Raw genomic sequence first — 18,645 nt, forward strand, 5'->3', positions numbered from 1 at the left:
AAGTTCCCTTAGACGTCTAGACTGATTGAGGTGAAGAAAGTGTGGCGACCAATTCGCCCAAATTAGCTAAGCTGGATAGGGTTTTGTCGAGAGGAACACCAAAATCGACCAGGCAGGCGATCTCATTGACACCGATGGAACTCAATTTATCAATCAGCTTTTGGCATTTGCTTTTTGGTCCGAATAAGGCGGCTTGCCCGAAATATTTTTCGAATGCAAATTCAAGCAATTGCTGCTTGTTGGTATCCACATCCTTACGAGTGTTCTCGTTCACCAAATTGTCAAATTGCTTTATGTATCCTGACAGGTACTGCATCATTGGTTCTCGTACCTGTTCTTTGGCTCTTTCCAGATCATCATCGACATAAGTATGCAGCATGACGGTTATGGTGCCGCCGTTAGGATCAAAGCCAGCCTGCTCCCTCGCCTGCCGATAGTTCTCAATATTCTGTGCGAGGAGATTGATGGAATTGCCAAGCATACAAAGCACATTGGAACCTCGCTCTCCAGCTCTTTTCCATCCCTCTGGAGAACTACAGGTCAACCAATACTTCAATTCAGGCTGAATCGGCCTTGGGTAGGTTCTTACCGAGATTTTTTCGCCATCAACCCCTTCTACTTCTAAAGATTCCCCCTGCCAGAGACTTTGCATCTGGTCCATTCCTAAAGCGACCAGTTCACGCCTTTCATGCCATGCTTCCGGACGCATTGCAAAATCTTCTTTGTTCCAGCCACTGGCCAGGGCCAGTGACACTCTGCCGTTAGACAGATTATCAACCACTGACCATTCTTCAACGATACGCATTGGGTTATGTAGTGGCACGACCACACTACCAGCTCGCAGCTCGATTTTTTCCGTTTTCACCGCAATCGCAGCGGCTAAGACTGATGGGTTAGGATAAAGCCCGCCAAAGTGTGTGAAGTGCCGCTCAGGTAACCAAATGGCCTTGAAGCCATTCTGATCTCCGAATTCAGCACATTTCAGAAGGAAAGAGTACTTGTCGTTTGAGCATTCTTCACCCGTGGCTGAAAAGAAGAAAAGACTAAAGTCCATATCGTTCGATTTGGCCGTATAGACTTCTTCCTTGCCAAGTTGCTTGGACCGTTTACGCAATAATTCTCGCTGTTCAGGAGATAATGCAGCGAGCTTTTCTTTTAGAAGCTCACTCATGTTCTTTCCCTTCCACTTCCAGCAATAAGGCGTTGATTTCGGACTCGGACAGGTCGTGCATATTGGCCAGCAACGCATTTAGTTCTGAATCATCGAGACCGCTTATCAACTTGGTCTCGACCAGGTGGGTCAGATCATTGATGGTGGCAGCACTCAACAATTCGGTGAGTTGCACCTCGCATCCAAATTCAGCATTGACTTTGCTAACAATCTGTAAAGCCCAAAGAGAGTTGCCCCCCAGGTCAAAGAAACTTTCATCGGGATTTATTGAAGGGACAGCCAACACTTCCTGCCATATTTGTGTGATTTTTTGCTGTATGTCTGCCTGATCATTCGCTGGGTTGTCTTGCTGTAGATCCATCTTTCCATCCTTTAGTAAACCTTTGCCGTTTTCCTCATTAACTGTTGAAGTTAAATTCTGAATGAGGGTCTGAATATCCTTTGAGGAACTGTACTCCTCTCCATTTTTCAACAATGAAATGCTATTACTCGTAATCAACTCAACGATGGCATCGGCGTTAAAGCGTGTCGTATCAATATTCCGCTCTACCCAATAATATTTTCTGTCGAAGCTGTAACCTGGAAGGCCGAACTTATCCAGATCTATTTCATTGGGTGCCAGTGATTTCCAATCTATATCCAAGCCGCAAGCCCAGGCCTCACCTGCGGCCGCAATTAATGCCGAATATGAGCTTCCCGGCTGGGAAATATGAGGCTGGCTCGAAATGAAAGTCGCATTTTCTTGTCTTCCTTGGGTCAAAGTCGTCAATACATTGCCGGGCCCACACTCAACGACGACATTAGCTCCCTCTGCAAGTGCGAACCCCATCCCATCAGAAAACTGGACGGTACTTTTGATCTGGTCAGCCCAGTATGTACCGGATGTCGCCTGTTCGGCTGTTAGCGGCTTGCCTGTGACGTTGGATATTATTGATATCGAAGGCGACCTCTTGTGAACCAGATTGACCGCTGATTCAAATTTTTGTGCTGCTTCCGACATTGAGGATGTGTGAAAAGCATGAGACGTATGCAAATAAGAAAACGCAATGTTCAGACTGCTTAACGTCTCTGTCAGAGATTCAAGTTGTTGCCTTTCACCTCCAACCACACAATTTTCAGGTTGGTTAATAACGGCTATTTCCACACCGTGAGGAAGATGTTCCCTTAGTTCAATCGCACTCATGAAGACCGAAAGCATTTGACCGGGGGTAGCCTCTTGCATCAGTTTTCCCCGCATACAGACCAGGCGCATCGCATCGTCGAGCTCAAATACACCAGCCAGACAAGCCGCAACCCATTCCCCGATACTGTGCCCAACCATCACATCCGGTCGTACGCCCATTTGCTCCCACCACTTCGCTAAGGCCCAGCTAGTGGCGAATATCGCAGGTTGCGCATATTCAGTACGTTTTAAGGTTTCTTCGTCATGTGAGAGCAGGTTTAAGAGCTCTCCGCCTCCGTGCTTGCGCATCGAATCTGCTGCAATATCGAGATATTGTCGATATATGGCATTTTCGCGATATAGCGAAAGCGTCATGTTAAGATGCTGAACGCCCTGCCCTGGAAAGGTGAATAGAATCCGACTCTCAGCATGACTTACCTTTGGTGAACTGCATTGCCCCAATCTTTGTTGGGCCTGATGAATGTTTTGAGCGCAGACTGAAAAACGAAAAGGGAAATGCAGTCGTGTATGCGCAAGCGTTGCAGATATCCCCGGTAAATCAGCATCTTTGGCTTTTGACAGATAACCAGATAGTTGCCTGCACTGATTTACCAACGCTCCAGGTGTCTTGGCAGAAAGCATTAGCAGCGAGGATTGCGAGTTAGCTCTGAGAGGTGCGTCTTGAAGGTCGGGTTTCAAGGGTGGCTGTTCGACAACGAGATGAACATTCGTCCCCCCAATACCGAAGCTGCTGACAGCAGCCATCCTTGAGTTGGAGTTGTGCTGCCAATGTTCGGTCTTTTGTGGAATTCGAAAAGGCGTTTGCTCGAGATCAAATGCAGGGTTTGGTGTATCGCAATGGGCCAAAGGAGGAATGACCCCATCTCGCACGACACAACAGGCTTTAATCAGTCCCGTCACCCCCGCGGCAGTCCCCAGATGCCCCACATTGGCTTTTATAGAGCCCAACGCGCAGAACGCCTTTTTGTCCGTACGCCCTTCCCATGACTGAACAAGTGCCCTGATCTCAATTGAGTCGCCAAGGGCCGTACCTGTCCCATGGGTTTCAATGTAACCGATATCTTCTACATCAACTTCAGCGACATCCAAAGCATCGTTGATCACCCTGGTTTGACCGCTCACGCTTGGTGCGGAGTAACCAACCTTGTCATTTCCATCGTTGTTTATCGCACTTCCGCGAATAACTCCATGTATTTTGCTACCATCTCGAATGGCATCTTCAAGCCTCTTCAAGGCAACAACCGCCACACCGGAACCATCTATGGTGCCATTTGCGGCATGGGAAAACGGACGACACAAGCCGTCTGGAGAAAGAAAACCTCCAGGGATGGCTTTCTGGGACTCAGGCTCAAAGGCGGGAATAGCGGCTGAGCCGGCCAAGGCAACATCACACTCCCATGTCAGCAAACTGTTACACGCCAGATGTACTGCCAGTAGAGAGGTTGAGCATGCCGTATTGAGGCTGATGGCTGGCCCGCCTAACCCAAGCTGATAAGCTAGAAACGTGGCTGCGCTATCTTTGCGGTTAATCATTTGCAAGTAGTCACCACCTAACGATTGTTGATGGCGGCGGCTGTGTTGTAAATGCTCATCCAGATAGCGTGAGTGTCGTAGTCCCGCGAAAATTCCCGTACGTAGCCTTGCATCTTCATGGCAGGCATTAGCTTGCTCAAGCGCCAACCAGCACTGTTCCAGCAGGATGCGGATCTGCGGATCTAATGCCTCAGCCTCAATCTCGCTAAGCCGGAAAAAACCTGCATCGAAATATTCGGGGTTGGATATAAGTGGTCTACGATGAATCCATAGTTCGCCGGCACTAATATCCTGTACTGTTGGAGAATGCTCCGGTATCGAAACAATCCCTTTTTTCAAATTCTCCCATAAAGTTTCTACACTAGTAGCTTCAGGGAAAACTCCTTGCATTGAGACTACTGCTACATCCATTGTGAACCCAACTTCCTTCTCATTGTCGAGATTAAGGTCATCCAAATACCTAAGTGCAGGTAAATTGACCAGCAGACCACTGCTGTAACCTTCCTGTTTGATCAGGAGGGCTTCAATCCTGCTACGCAAGCCTTTTAAAACCGCTCGAAAGGTTCTCGACCGGCCATAGGTCAACGCAATTACGTACCACTCCAAAGTACCGAAAGTACTCAATGGCTATAAAGATTTTATTCATTAGGAATGACTACAATTGCCGGCTGGCATTTGGCCTTTTCTTCACTCGGGATAAAAGGCGAAAGCTGTAGTTTAGATTTGACAGTGAGTGGTTTTCAGGAGGAGGTCGTTTACTTCTGTGTCCCGATTATTCCTTCCCGATACACTGCCCTTCATTCCCTGAATAATGTAACAATATCTTAACAAACATCTGATCGTCTATATTTTTCTTTCAGTTTTTTTACAATTTTTTGTGCACTGAAAAGGTGCAGAGCATTGCTTTCAATGGTCGGTTAGTGCAATCGTTAGTCTATAGTCTGCAGATACCAAAACAGCGCATGCCGAACCAAAAAAAGTCGCCCATTTTACTGGGAATTTTACAAAAGGTTGTTTAGATTATATGGTCTGCCAAGAATATCGACACGAAGCATGGAAAGGCTTTAGCAGTATGTATCGTTTGACGGAAACAAGAAGCTCCCGGTCATTTATTCGCCCCCTCGATATTAAAAACCTACCCAGCTGTCGAAGTACGATCTGCGTTGTCTGTGAGTTCGAACCGGATCAATATACTACTGGGCTTTACCAGCATTACGGGATCAATTTCCCTCCTCGTATACAATCTAGTGTCCTTAAACGGCAAGCTGAATTCCTGGCCGGCAGAGTCTGTGCACAAAGCGCATTGCAGGAGTTTGGATATTCACGCTTCGATGTCATCCAAGGGAAAACCAATGACCCCATATGGCCGGTTGGACTGTCCGGTAGCATCACTCATAGCAACAATTATGCAGCTGCACTGGTTTGTAAGAGTCATGCCTATGCTGGTGTGGGTATTGATATTGAGGACAATATTGAAGGATCTACCCGGGAAGCAATGACACAGCTCGTCGTAAATAAGGATGAGCTCTGTTATCTAAGGTCTGTAACCACTTCAATCGTTTCGCTTGACCGTCTGCTCACTTTGGTTTTTTCAAGTAAAGAAAGCTTTTTTAAAGCAGCTTTTAGCTTGGTGGGACGCTACTTTGATTTTTCGGCTGTTCACATTACAGAAGTCGATTTGATAGAGAGGACCATTACACTACAAATCCAGGAAGCTCTTTGTGAAGAGCTTCCCGTTGGAAGTCTAGTGAAGGCGCACTACCAGCTTTTAAACTCATCCACATTAATGACCTTCGCTTTTCTGGAGCACAACTAGCCTGATGGGCTCCAGGTTAGAACACGCCTTTGGTTATTCCCATGGAAACTGCCCGGTTTGCAGGTAACGTCTGATATTTTCAATATTGTCCTGATCACTAAAAACCTCCCTATTGGCTTTTAAAGCCAGGGGTTTAGCTGACTGAATGTTGTCAGCCAGAGCGCTGATATACTGTTTGTAACGACTGATGGCAATCTTATTCATCCTCTTCAAACGAGAAAGATATTGTTGTAACACCCGCTGGCTATTCTGTTCGCACTCATCTACCAGGCCCCACTGCTTAGCCAGCTCCGCTGAAATTGGTTTCGTCATCAGAGTAAGTTGATGGGCTTTTTGGAAAGAAGTTCGTCGTACCAGAAATGGGAGAACGCAGGCAGGCATCAATCCGAATAAAAGCTCGGAAAGACTGAACTGAGCCCCGATATCGGAAATCACAATATCACAACACGCAACGAAGCCGACTCCTCCTGCGTTTACTCTGCCGCATACATGGGCCAGGGTAATAAAGGGGCCTGTTGCCATCAATGTCCATAATTCATAAAGCTGCTCTGGCATTGATTCATGAGGAATACCTCCTTCGTCCGAAGCGGTCATGGACTCCAGGTCGCCGCCGAGACAAAATATCTCAGGCAATCCCTCAAGAACAATGATGGTGATATAGCGTTCACGGCATAGCTCTAACACCTCGTGACACTCATTTATCATCTCATGGTTAATGGTGTTGTCAGCGTCAGGACGATACAGCTGCAGAAAGCATACAGCCCCTTCAAATCGCACTCTTATTGTCTGATACACTTCAGACATTGGTGACCTCCGGCGTAACCTCCGTTAAGGAAAAATATCCTTTGTAGCCTTCCATGTAGACAACAGCCCTGATTCCGAACAGCAGTTTGGCAATGCTGCGGGTGACAAATAGTTCGTCATAGCCAGTAACGTGTACTCTGGTTCCTACCGGGGCTCGACTATTCCATTCTTCGACAGTCCTTTGTGGTGATAAAATCTCTTGGCTTGTAGCGTCTGACTCTGTCCTCCGATTCTGTGTCGTACCAGGTGTGACTCTGTTACGTCTCCGCCTGGGCCTCGGGCTTTCTTCGCCAGACTGTATCGCTTTAACCATTTTGGTCAAAATATCCCCGCCGCCAATTTCTACAAAGTCAGTTTCTCTCTGACCGAGAAGGTAGCGAATGCTCTGTGTCCATCGTACTGAATGGGTTATCTGATCTGCCAACGCCTGGCGTATATTTTCCGGGTCATGTGGTTGTGCCGAAACATTGGAAACGACCGGGATTCCAGGAACGGAGAACTTGAATTGGTTTAGAAACTCAGCAAACTCTGTTCTGGCATTTTCCATATAGCGCGAGTGAAAAGCGCCACTGGTGTTGAGGGGGATGAACATTGCCCCGGCCTTTTCAAATATCGGTTGTGCGTCTTCCAGATCTTTCTCCAAGCCTGACAGCACCGTCTGCGTAGGGCTGTTATAGTTCGCGATATCGATATCGATCAGATTGTTTTCAGTCAGACATCGCTCAACATCTACCTCTCCCACCCGCACGATGGCTGCCATTGCCCCGCCAACGGCTTTACTCATCAACTCTCCCCTTTTCTTTACCAGGGAAAGCCCATCCGCAAAGCTCATGACTCCGGCGGCCTGTAGGGCGTTATACTCTCCCAGGCTGTGTCCGGCCAGGAAATCCGGCGCCGTTCCTCCCCGTTGCAGGTGCTGGAGGTATAGTAAGGCATTCGCCACATATAGGGCCGGTTGAGTATATTGGGTTTTGTTCAGTTGATTGTCCGGGTCTTCAAGACAGAGTTTCTTTATGGAATAACCGAGAATCTCATCGGCCTGTGCAACCAGATCCGGGTAATCATCAAAAGCAGTTTGCCCCATTCCTTTACTTTGCGAGCCCTGACCGGGAAATAAGTATGTGGTCATAGTCCTATTCCTTCTATTCCTTTTCCTATTGTCGGTTATAGAGTTCCGTTAACTCCAGCTCCGGCAAAAATTACAGATGTGTTGATACCACCGAATCCAAAAGAGTTGCTCAATGAATAACGGATTTGAGCTGGTTTTGCCTGGGAGCCCACCAACATGCAGTCGTCATCCACTGGGTTGACTAAGTTAAGATTCGGATGAATAAACCCGTTCTGCATTTGCAGGATTGTGGTGACGGCCTCAACAACACCGGCGCTGTACAGGCAGTGCCCCGTCAATCCTTTGGTGGAATTAATCCATGGGCCTGTTTTTCCTGATCCGAAAATGGCCTGGATTGAACGTAACTCCGTTTCGTCACCAAGGGGGGTGGAAGTGCCGTGGGCATTAATATAGTTAATTTTCCCAGCATCTATTTCTGCTCCACGGAGGGCTTCTTTCATAACACGGATTTGGCCTTCCATAGCGGGATTTGCCTGTCGGTTTGCGTCAAGGCAACTTTTGCCCGACAGCATTGCAGCCAGAGGTGCCACTCCCCGAGCCTGGGCGCTCAGTCGGCTTTCGAGTATAAGGCAAGCACTGCTTTGACCTGGAATAAAGCCCTCATGTCCGCTATCGAAAGGCCGGCAGGCGAGTGCCGGATTTTCTATGAAGCCAGTTCCACCCAGTGCACTGATTTTATCGAACCCCTGAAAAATCATTGGGGATAGTTCCGATATTGGGCCGACCACCAGAGCGATATCCGACTCCCCTGCCTTGATTAACTGAAATGCCTTAATAAGTGCCACGTTACCACTGGCCGAAGCACCACCTGTCGTCAAACCTTCTCCTCTGATTGAGAAAATTTCACTTAAAGTTCCTACCTGATCTGTATCCATCGAATGGAGAATGAAGCGAGGCGGCAAATATTCTGGACGATCCCCATAGGTCCGATGCATCTGAGCAATGTAGTCGTTGGTCAGGTTGTTCCCGGCAACGATGACACTAACACTGTCTTCTGCTGCAACATGTTCTGACAGCCTAGCCTGTATCCAGGCTTCCATTGCTGCCAGAATGGAGGCCTGGATAGCAGTTGGAGCACGACGGCCGGCATTTAGAGCCTTCTCTTTCAGCACCGCTGGAATCGATTGCCGGGAGTTAAGTTGCTCTTTGAAATCAAAAGCCTCCAAAAAAGAACCTACGACCGGCATTTCTTCGGAGCCGTAGGTCACCATTTTTATCGAATAGTTTGCTCTACCTGATTTCAGCGCATCCAGGAAATCTGTAAGGTTGGGGGCAATGCTGGAAAATATGCCCATTCCTGTTACCACGACAGACATCATTCACCGCCTTAGGCTGATTCGTGTAAGTGCTTGTGAAACAGATCCACCAAGCCGGCAAGATTGTCGACCTTCGCTAATGATTGAAGAGGAACCTTGATTCCAAGATCCTCCATTGAAAAGGTGACAACCTCCATCCGATCGATGGAGTTGGCACCTAGATCCACCAGGCTTCCATCCATGCGAATCTGTTCACGGGTGACTCGTGGCAGAACCTCTTCGATATTGTCTCTGATGACATCAAAAACTTCGCTTTTATCCATGTTATTTCCCTTTTCCTTTTCTACTTTTATTTGTTAAATCCGTGGTTATTCCGTCGGTACGATATGTTCTTCGAGTTTCTGACGAATGGTTTCTGGTATTGGTCCGGGTTTCTTGTTCTCGTAGTCAAAATGAACAATGGTGGTCTGCCCGACGGCACAGAGCTTATCGTTCTGCATCAGTTGTTGCACAACCGTGAGAGAAGAGTTACCAAGCTTTTTTATCCCCGTCGATATCTGGACATCGTGTTCATAGCGTATCTCGTTGCTGAACTCGATCTCATACTTCACAGTAATTAAATTAGCCTTGGATAAATCACGTCCCGGCATAAACAATTCAAATATCGGGTCCCTGGCCTTCTCAAACCACACAGGTAGAACCGTATTGTTGATATGCCCCATGGCATCAGTTTCTGAGTATCTCGGGGATAGTTCGTAGTAGTACATCAGTGATAATCCTTCAAAATGGGTTCAGGTCCATTGGTATTTGCGATGGTAGTCTTCGATCCCGGCAAGGGCCAGGAGTCCTTTTCCGGCCATCGTTTTCTCATAGATGTTCTTAAACGGTGCAATATCAACCGGCCGGTCTTTTATGCCAAAGGTCCACTCAGCATTCAGTTTAAGCAACGACTCATATTCTTCCGTATTTAGAGCGTATCGCTGTTCAAGGCGATCCTTTATTTTCATTTCAGCGAGTTTTTCTTTGGCTGAATGTGGGACAACCCCGCTAAAAAACTCCGAAGAGCAGCCCGAGCCGTACGAAAACATGCCGACACGTTTCTCATCGTCAAAGTCTGCATTGTCGATAATTCCGCACAGGGCGAAATATAGGGTGGCGGAATAGACATTGCCTACATCCTGACAATAACTCAGTGAGGGTTTGACCCGCTTGGAAAAATCGATGTCTATTACGTCCGGTTTGGTACGATAGAGTGAACGCATCACTTTCCGGTGGGCGCCTTTTACCATACCGCAAAAGGGTGTGTGAAAAGCCAGGTAGTCAAAGGTGTGGCGAAAATCAGAGTCTTCCACTTTCTCTTCATATCGCTTGTAACAGTTTTCCAGACAATCCAGGTAGGAAAGCAATGACAAGTCAGGATTTCCTGTTTCCAGTTCCGTCTCCGGTCGGCATGTATCCATGACTTCATAGCTGTGCTGGCCTATCGCACCAAAATCCATTTCCAGTATTTGCGGATTATCGCTGACCAGCATGGCGACAGCGCCGATTGATTGCGTGGGCTCTGCGTAGTTAAGGTTCGCATGACGCGCGATATCGGTTGCAATCACCAACACCTTACCACCGGGAGAAACTCCAGAGGCCACATAATTAACGGCTTGTTGTAAAGCAGCCGTGCCACCAAAACAGGCCTGTTTGACTTCGAACACCCTGCATGCGCTATTGAGTTTCAGATAGTCATGAATATAGGTGCTGATTGACTTCCCAAAGTCCACGCCGGATTCAGTGGAGGTAATCACCATTTCGATCCGGTCTTTCTCATCCGGATCCATATTGTTAATCAATTTTACAGCGGCGTTAACGGCACAGGTGACCGCATCTTCATTTGGCAAGCCAACGGACTTCTTGTTCATCATGAGATTGTCAAACCGATCGATTTGCAGCTCTCTATGCTTAAATATTGTTAAAACATCCATGCAGGCGACACCGGCATAAAGATTAATTGCCTCAATACCTACTCTCATTCCTTTTTCCTTTTCTTTTTGGCCTTGTTTTATTCAGGTTTGCTATAGCAGTAATGCGAAAATGCAGATCAATCCACACTTGCATATGTCATTTTCCCTGACGCTTTCTCTTGGTGGCGACTTATAAACTGGTTAACTATTTCATTAAATTCCCGGTGATGAGTAACGCAGGCAAAATGTCCAGCTCCTTCAATGCAGTGAAACCGGCTGCCCAACAATGATTCGTGCAGGGTGCTGTTTACATCCCGGTTACTCAACCGGTCCTCTGACCCGCTAATAATCAGCGTGGGGGCTTTAATGTCTTTCAACATTTCCCGGGTTGAGGTTCTGGTAAAACCGTCGATATAGGTCAAGGCATTGGCTGAATCCAGGCCGATACTGCCTTTAATCATCAGGTAGTCTTTGTGAAGTGTCGCATTGTCTTGTAAGGACTGGTCATTGAATTCCTGCCACAAATCCCCCCCGACCGATACGATGCTGCCAGCCAATGGATCTGTCGGGCTGAATCTGTCCTTGAGCTCATAAAAGCTGTTTGCGATTGTCAGGGTTTTTACCATCGAGCCGTGAACGGCCGCCAGGCATTGAGCAATCTGACCTCCAAAGGAGGTCCCTACCACATCGACAGGCTCATGGATTTTCAGAGCTTTCAGTACCTTTACAAGGTAGTGGGCAATTGTTGATGGAGAGACATCATCAGCGGCGTCGCTTTCACCGTGGGCAGGAGGATGAACGATAACGATGCGGTGGTGTTCAGCGAAGTATTCCAATTGGCGAAACCATAATTTGGCCGTCATACCAAACCCGGGTATAAACAACAATGGACTGCCCTGCCCCAGACTGATGGTTTCCAGTTTGACCTCTGGGGATACTGGAATTTGCTGGATTTGACTCTCTACCGGGAGATTTTGCAACAGCGTAGATATCGAGGTCAGTCCTTCTTCGCCCGATGGCAAGGTATTCAAGATCTGTTTGGAAGGTTCTTTTGATCGCCGGTTCATTAAGGAATCGAGTTTCCCCTGGTGCTTTTCACACAAATAACCTGCCACGGCATCGATCGTGGGATGTTCAAAAAACAGCGTCCCCGGAATGTCACTGAAGTCATTCTCCAATGAACGGGTCAGTTCCATCACCATCATAGAGTCCATACCATAGGAGGATAAGTGCTTCGTCGCATCTATGGACTCTGCAGGGATCCCCGACTTTTTACTGAACAGCTGTAAAACCGTTTCGCGGACAAAATCAAAGGTGTCAGGAACCTGATTCTCACTCTCCGATATTGACCCTTCCAGGGCTTGTTCCGGCGCCCATAGATTGAACTGATTAATTAATAGAGGCTTATGTCCATAGAGAACCACGAGACGACTGAGACCGTTTAACAATCCATAGTCCAATGCTTTTAAGCCTTCGGAGGTAGGCATCGGTAACAGTCCAAGATTCTGTTCAAGCCATTCAAGTTGGGCTGTCGCCAGTGTCATACCGCCGTCTTGCCAAAGGGGCCAGTTAATAGACAAAGTGAGACCTGAACGCTTACCTGCTTCGACTTGTGAATTTCTATATGCGGCAAAGCTATCCAGAAATCCATTGGCATAGGCATAGTCGGTTTGTCCTGCATTTCCCGCCACGCTGGTAAGCGAAGAGGCCATAACAAAGAAATCCAATGAATGATCTCCGGTAAGCTCATCAAGTAACATCGCACCTTGAGCTTTGGGGTTCACTACACTGGCAGTGGACATAAGCCGCTTATTGATCAGGTAATCATCGTCGGTGCGGCCTGCACAATGAAATATCCCAGTGAGACTGCCGAAGCACTCTTGTGCTGCTGACAACATTTCGCTGACGCTGGACCGGTTGCTGAAATCGGTTCTGAAATATCTGACGCCGGCCCCCTGGCTCTCGAGTTCACGAATCACTTTGAGCTTGCCTTCATCCATCGGTGAGCTACCCGCCAGAACCAGACGAACATCCCCGTGGGCAGCGAGATGACGGGCAAATATAACGCCCAATTTGCCCATGCCTCCGGTAATGAGATACACGCCACCATGCTTGAAGGGTGAGATGCGGTACGAATCTGACTGGAGAGGATCAACAACCAATGTTGATACGTCTAATGCCCTCAGACATTCATACCGGCGGACGCTCCCTTCTGTACATATATCAGCTTCTATATTTGTATCATCTGTGTCAGCCTCGAAGAATTCAGCCAGAATTGCTTCTATAGGAGGAAATTTGTCGGTCACTCCTTGAAAATGGACATATCGGCATTTCAGTTGGGGAGATTCCTTGGATAGAGACTTCAGAAAAGATGATGTTGCTTTATTCCAAGGATTAACAGTTTGGTTAGTGTCAATGCAGATTAGCCGGGTTTCATTTTTGACCCTGGAAACCAAACTCTTGAGTAGCGTAAATACTCTTTCAAATATCCATCTGCCCGGATCTTCTGCTATAGCGGGCATCGTTAACAATATATTGGAAGGTAAAGCTTTCCCGGCCAGTAATTCCTCAATACACCGGCAAATGTCATCGTCGCTTTTAAAGCTCAATTGTGCAGATGTTATGCAGTCCTGGATTTTTCCTTCCGCCAGTGACCAATGAACAAAATGAGGGTGAGGTTTGTATTTGGCAGGTAGTCTGTCCGACACCACACTGTTCTGACCAATATCAATGGCCAGGAGAGAGCATTCGCAATCAAAGAAATCTGCTATCGGCCGTACCTTGTGATTATTTGTCGGCTTGCTGTCAACTCTGGCGAGCATCAACTCTGGCGTCGTCAGCCCGAAGCCCTTCCGATCCTCATGCTCAGGTGACTCTTTCCATAGACGCACACAAAACTCAGTCAGTTCGGCCAGAACTCGTCCATCGCCTGCTATAAGCGTGATATTGAAGTGCAGAAGGCTATTGTCCTGATTACTTTGATTCTGAAGCCGCCGACTAAGAGCGTAGCATGGCTCGTTAACTGGCGCATAAACGCAGATCTTACCGAGCGAAAATGGGAGATAAAGGCGATTGGACAATTCACCCGACACTAGCGCAGTAATTGTCTGCAAAGCACCATCCATAATTGACGGGTGAAGGTAAAAGTCTTTGGATGAAGAACTGATTTCAGTGGGAATCTCCAGTTGTCCGAGTGCCTGTTCACTATTAAACCAGAGTTTACGTAGTGGTCTGAAGGCCGGCCCCAGATGTAGCCCCCGAAGACCAAATTGATCGTATATGGCATTGTGTTCCAATATTCGATCGAAACTCTTCATTAGAGCTTCTACCCTGAGTTGATTCGGAGTGGAAATTGAATGGTCAGTATTAAGAATCGTCCCTTTGCAATAGAGTTTCTCTCCGGAATGTAACTCAAAATGATGGGATTGAGTTGCTTCGTCTTTGACCCGAATTGAGCAGGCGACTTCCAGGCTTTGATCACGAATGATAATTGGCTGCCCCCACATGATATTTTTCATGACGACAACATTCAGCCCGGTATCTTCGCCAGTAGAGCGAACCATCTCAAGATGAGCCACTCCAGGCAGAATCTTGTCCTCCCCTACCCGGTGATCGGCAAAGAAGAATTCGTTACCGGTGAATTTAATCCTGTATTGAGGCTGCGCTGTCGTGGAGCAGTTATGGCCAAGCATGGGATTGGTGGATGCGCCTGAACACCCTTCGATATTCCCTGCCCAATAGAATGCCTTATCGAAGCCGGGACATGGCAGCGGGGTGCGACGACCATCTCGGTGTAGTTGATAACGTTGCCAGTCGATAATATTTCCGGCGCGCCAGAACTCTGCCAATGCGAGGAGCCTCTCATCCCTGGACAAACCATCCAGCATGGGGTGTCCACCCTGGCTGACCGGAATCGATTTCACGTCAATCGATATTGGATCAATGGAAGTACTGGCTCCTAGGGCCTTCTCCCCGCTCAAATAATGTCCGATCCCATCAATAAGCTCGGCCATCGAAGACACGATAAAGTGTACGCGAGTAGATAACTGAGGGCGGCCATGAAGTAAGGTGAATGCAATATCGTTGAGAGTCGGCTCGGCGTTATAAATGGCAGACCCAGGGTTTGTCAGATAATCCCTGATACTGTTCAGATACTGTCTGAGTTGGCTTTGGCTCGCAGCCGAAAACGCTATCAGGCAGGGCTCTGATCGATGAGTCAAAGGTGGCGTCGGCCGACGATAATCCTGAAGTACCAGATGCACATTGACACCTCCGTAACCAAAATTATGCAGGCTCGCTATAACTGGGTTATCAGTAGACGACTTCCAATGGCGGGCATTGGAAGGAAAGAAAAACGGCCCCTTATCCATTGCAAAATATGACTGGCATTCATCAGCGTGCAACATGGGTGGCATCTGTTGATTCTTCATCGCCAGCAGAAGCTTAATCAAAGCAACGACACCAGAGGCTGTCTCCAGGTGTCCAATATTGCCTTTGATGCTTCCTACACCAATGGATTGTGCTGCGGTCTCGTCCGTGTCAAACACATCGTGATAAGCACTTAACTCTGCAGAGTCCCCCATGACATTTCCGGCGCCCTGGGCTTCAATATACGTGGCCTTTGAAGGTGGTATGCCAGCGTCAGCGTAGGCATCGCGAATCACCTGAGCCTGCATTTTGGGATTTGGGGTTGTCAGTGAGGCGCCGTGTCCACAGTGTCGGACAGCACTGCCTTTGATCACGGCGTAAACAAAGTCGCCGTCTGCCAGCGCTCGTGAAAGTGGCTTTAAAAGAACTGCTCCGGCACCTTCTCCACTCAGATAACCGCTAGCCTTCTGGTCAAAAGAGCGAACGCTGCTCTCGTTGCTAAGAAGCCCCATTTTTCGATTTGATATAAATGTGGTTGGGCTGAGAATCAGGTTAACGCCACCTGCCACTGCCTGCTCACATTCGCCCGATGAAATAGCTCTGACTGCCTTATGTATCGCCAGGGATGAGCTTGAACAGGCACAGTCAATGGCCAGACTTTCTCCTGTCCAACCATATATGTACGAGACACGGTTAGCCAAGATTGCATGAGTATTTCCCGTATTGGCATAACCATGAGTTCGGTCGTTGCTGTCTGTAATGAGACCAGCGTAGTCAAGGCGGGCGACACCGACATACACCCCGGTATGGCTACCATTCATGGCTTCTCGACTATACCCGGCATTTTGCAGGCACAGCTCAACGACTTCGAGAAAGATCCGCTGTTGGGGATCCATCAGTCTGGCTTCACTGGGAGAAATATTGAAATATAGCGGATCAAATAACGCTGCATCCCTGATGAAGCCCCCATAGTTGCAATCGGTTTTGCCGCTATGAGCCAAAGGGGCTCCGTAGATCTTCTTCCAGTCCCAGCGGTCCTGCGGCACCAGATTGATCATGCTATGACCTTCTTTTAATTGGCGCCAAAACTCGCCAATGTCTTCACTACCGGGAAAGCGACCGGCGATACCTACTATGGCAATGTCGTCAATCTGTCCATTCCGGGTTGGTCTTTGCTTCTGCGGGTTCGTCTGCTCCGCTTTTTGGTACTCTCGTCTTTCCTGTTCTTTCTGTTCTTCCCGGTTGTCTTGGGTATGCGCCAATTCTTGTGCGAAATCTTGTGATAAATAGGCAGACAGGGCGGAAACGGTTGGATATTCAATAAAGATTGACGGGGCGACGGCCAGATCCTTGTATCGCCGGTTGATTTCGTTGGCCAAACGAGTCAGCGATATAGAATCAAATCCAAGCGCCACAAGAGGCGTATCCAGGTTTTCTTCAGTGATATCAACCTTGAGAAGCTCATATATCTTATTGCCCAGCCAGGATAAAAAATTCGGATCATTCTCAATATTCGATCCGCTTACTTCCGCTTGGCTTTCTGTTTTATTGGAGCCTGTTGACGGTAAACCATGGTCGGATTCCGGCTCTTGGTGCTTTGCGGCGATTTCTACGACCAGTTCGTCAAGTGTAGCGTGCTGCAAAAACGCCGCTGGGCTCAGTTTAACGCAGGGAAAGCATTGATTGATCTGGTTGGCCAGCCTGGTCAATGTGATCGAATCGAACCCCATGGATAACCAGGGCTGCTGTGAGCTTATTGTGTCTGGTTCGATTTTCAGAATATCAAAGATTAGCTCTTTTAAATCTGATTTTACTTTTTTGGCGACATCACCGCTCTGCTGCCTTTCAGCTGCCTGACTTGGTTCGCCGTTGCTTACAGACAGGGCAAGATTCAGCTCGTTTTCATCAATCTGATGTGTATTGAACAAGTGTTCCAAGGTCGACTTGCCCAGTCTGCTGAGCAAGACATATTTGTATTGCTCGATCTCAGGCGTTATGAAGTTCGGTGGGCAGGTTTTTGCCTTTACTGCATCGATATGTTGTCTTGCCTGAGGCCAGGGATTAGGGCCCTGCAAGCGAAACAAGGAAGGGTAAGAAGGCATATTGAGGAGCTCCCAGTAGAGGGACCAATTCTCCCGGGGATCAGGAAACGCGCCGAACTTTTCAGCAAGAGATATAGGATAAAGTTCATCAATATTGACTCCCTCCCAACGTTCCAGAGCGTCTAACATAACGCTACGTAATGGCGGCTCCAGCTCTCCACTGAGGATATGGCTGAACCATCTGGACTGTAACTCAGTGACTGGAAAGATATTGGTCGTAGCTCTTCTGACCGGTTTGCAGACATTTCCGATATAAGCCAGTTTTGGAAGGTCTGGGTGAAAGACTCCTTCGTATAAGCCATTCTCAATTGACAACTCGGGAAGGAAATCCGGGGAGGAAAAGTGATAGCCAGTACAGAAGACAATTGCGTCAACAGCCTGACTGGATCCATCAACATAGTGAACCATGTCGCCTTCAATACGACTCACCGCTGGCTTGATATCAATGTCTCCCTTTGCAACCTTACTGACGACATTGTCATTGATATGCAGCACGCTATTCTGATGTGAGTGTTCCGGCAATAATCCACTATCTTCAAAATCCCGCATGAAGTCAGGCATGCTGGCACGCCACTTTTCCAGAACTTGATTCCGTGGAACTTTGCTCAACACTGCCCGCCTGATAGGGCTGACAGTGCAATCGTTGGGTATGAAGCCGACGATACGGGGCATGATCCAGTTTTTCTTGCGCAGGCTCCAACTAACTTGCTCAGATGTCTCGGCTACTTCAGCGACAATATCCATGCCACTGACACCGTTACCAACGATAAGAACGCGCTTTCCTTTCAGGATCTCCGTATCGTGATAATTACTTGAGTGGACGATCTCTCCGGTAAAGCTCTCCAAACCGCTGACTTCAGGTAACAAGGGCGACCAGTAGCAACCGGAACAAATGGCTACCGCATCATACGTCTCCGTTAATTCAGAGCCGGAGTCCGAACTAAATACCACCTCCCATTGAGTTCCGTCATAGGCCAGTCGACTCACTTCATGGCGATATCGTATTAACGGCTTCAGTTCAAAGGTTTCTGCATAACGATGGAGATAGCGGTTAACGTCTTTGACCGTTGGAAACGTATCAGCCTCCTCCTCAAACGGAAAATCCGAGAAGTGACTGGTAAATTTTGAGCTTTGAAAACGTGTATTTTTATAGGCACCACCGTAATGTCCGGGGCGAAAAACCCAAATTCCTCCAAGCTCATCCGTCTTTTCAAAGACTGTCACCCGATGTCCATTTTCGGTCAGACATTTAGCGGCTGCCAGGCCGGCAGGGCCCGCGCCAATGACCAATACACTGCACGATTGTCTGCTTGATTCCATGATGACTCACT

Annotated in this window: 10 protein-coding genes; 1 reads left to right on the forward strand and 9 read right to left on the reverse strand. The window is 47.9% G+C overall.

From position 1 onward, the window contains the following. Nucleotides 1-16 precede the first annotated feature (16 nt). Both BTA51_RS26055 and BTA51_RS26060 read right to left on the reverse strand, forming a co-directional pair. Nucleotides 17-1,171 (reverse strand): MupA/Atu3671 family FMN-dependent luciferase-like monooxygenase, encoded by a 1,155-nt coding sequence (locus BTA51_RS26055; RefSeq protein WP_168188291.1) that lies wholly within the window; start codon nt 1,169-1,171, stop codon nt 17-19. Then, complete coding sequence (locus tag BTA51_RS26060; RefSeq protein ID WP_141215681.1) at nt 1,164-4,427, reverse strand: type I polyketide synthase; 3,264 nt, start codon at nt 4,425-4,427, stop codon at nt 1,164-1,166. Before BTA51_RS26060 ends, BTA51_RS26055 begins: the two co-directional genes overlap by 8 nt. A gap of 532 nt (nt 4,428-4,959) precedes the next feature. Here BTA51_RS26060 and BTA51_RS26065 point away from each other — a divergent pair. Then, a complete protein-coding gene (locus BTA51_RS26065) occupies nt 4,960-5,703 on the forward strand; it encodes a 4'-phosphopantetheinyl transferase (RefSeq protein ID WP_168188292.1) in 744 nt (247 codons plus the stop codon). A 33-nt stretch (nt 5,704-5,736) separates the two neighbouring features. Here BTA51_RS26065 and BTA51_RS26070 read toward each other — a convergent pair whose 3' ends face one another. From BTA51_RS26070 to BTA51_RS26100, 7 genes are all read right to left on the reverse strand, one after another. Further along, entirely contained in the window at nt 5,737-6,507 is a 771-nt protein-coding gene (locus BTA51_RS26070) for an enoyl-CoA hydratase/isomerase (RefSeq protein WP_094712016.1), read from the reverse strand. Beyond that, complete coding sequence (fabD, locus tag BTA51_RS26075) at nt 6,500-7,636, reverse strand: ACP S-malonyltransferase (protein ID WP_094712017.1); 1,137 nt, start codon at nt 7,634-7,636, stop codon at nt 6,500-6,502. The genes BTA51_RS26070 and fabD overlap by 8 nt, the downstream gene beginning before the upstream one ends. Nucleotides 7,637-7,671: 35 nt before the next feature. Then, on the reverse strand, nt 7,672-8,955 hold the full coding sequence (locus BTA51_RS26080; RefSeq protein WP_094712018.1) for a beta-ketoacyl synthase N-terminal-like domain-containing protein: 1,284 nt from the start codon (nt 8,953-8,955) through the stop codon (nt 7,672-7,674). An 8-nt stretch (nt 8,956-8,963) separates the two neighbouring features. Continuing rightward, on the reverse strand, nt 8,964-9,215 hold the full coding sequence (locus BTA51_RS26085) for an acyl carrier protein (protein WP_094712019.1): 252 nt from the start codon (nt 9,213-9,215) through the stop codon (nt 8,964-8,966). Between the two features lie 45 nt (nt 9,216-9,260). Beyond that, a complete protein-coding gene (locus BTA51_RS26090; RefSeq protein ID WP_094712020.1) occupies nt 9,261-9,659 on the reverse strand; it encodes a thioesterase family protein in 399 nt (132 codons plus the stop codon). A 24-nt stretch (nt 9,660-9,683) separates the two neighbouring features. Continuing rightward, nucleotides 9,684-10,913, reverse strand: coding sequence for a hydroxymethylglutaryl-CoA synthase family protein (locus BTA51_RS26095; RefSeq protein ID WP_094712021.1), 1,230 nt, complete (start codon nt 10,911-10,913; stop codon nt 9,684-9,686). A 68-nt stretch (nt 10,914-10,981) separates the two neighbouring features. After that, nucleotides 10,982-18,634 (reverse strand): alpha/beta fold hydrolase, encoded by a 7,653-nt coding sequence (locus BTA51_RS26100; RefSeq protein ID WP_094712022.1) that lies wholly within the window; start codon nt 18,632-18,634, stop codon nt 10,982-10,984. Between the last annotated feature and the right edge of the window lie 11 nt (nt 18,635-18,645).

This window comes from Hahella sp. CCB-MM4 (assembly GCF_002260525.1).
GTDB lineage: Bacteria > Pseudomonadota > Gammaproteobacteria > Pseudomonadales > Oleiphilaceae > Hahella.

Coding starts and splice junctions, on each gene's coding strand:
- BTA51_RS26055 (WP_168188291.1), bottom strand. CDS start 1,171: ATGAGTGAGCTTCTAAAAGAAAAGCTCGCTGCATTATCTCCTGAACAG.
- BTA51_RS26065 (WP_168188292.1), top strand. CDS start 4,960: ATGTATCGTTTGACGGAAACAAGAAGCTCCCGGTCATTTATTCGCCCC.
- BTA51_RS26070 (WP_094712016.1), bottom strand. CDS start 6,507: ATGTCTGAAGTGTATCAGACAATAAGAGTGCGATTTGAAGGGGCTGTA.
- fabD (WP_094712017.1), bottom strand. CDS start 7,636: ATGACCACATACTTATTTCCCGGTCAGGGCTCGCAAAGTAAAGGAATG.
- BTA51_RS26080 (WP_094712018.1), bottom strand. CDS start 8,955: ATGATGTCTGTCGTGGTAACAGGAATGGGCATATTTTCCAGCATTGCC.
- BTA51_RS26085 (WP_094712019.1), bottom strand. CDS start 9,215: ATGGATAAAAGCGAAGTTTTTGATGTCATCAGAGACAATATCGAAGAG.
- BTA51_RS26090 (WP_094712020.1), bottom strand. CDS start 9,659: ATGTACTACTACGAACTATCCCCGAGATACTCAGAAACTGATGCCATG.
- BTA51_RS26095 (WP_094712021.1), bottom strand. CDS start 10,913: ATGAGAGTAGGTATTGAGGCAATTAATCTTTATGCCGGTGTCGCCTGC.
- BTA51_RS26100 (WP_094712022.1), bottom strand. CDS start 18,634: ATGGAATCAAGCAGACAATCGTGCAGTGTATTGGTCATTGGCGCGGGC.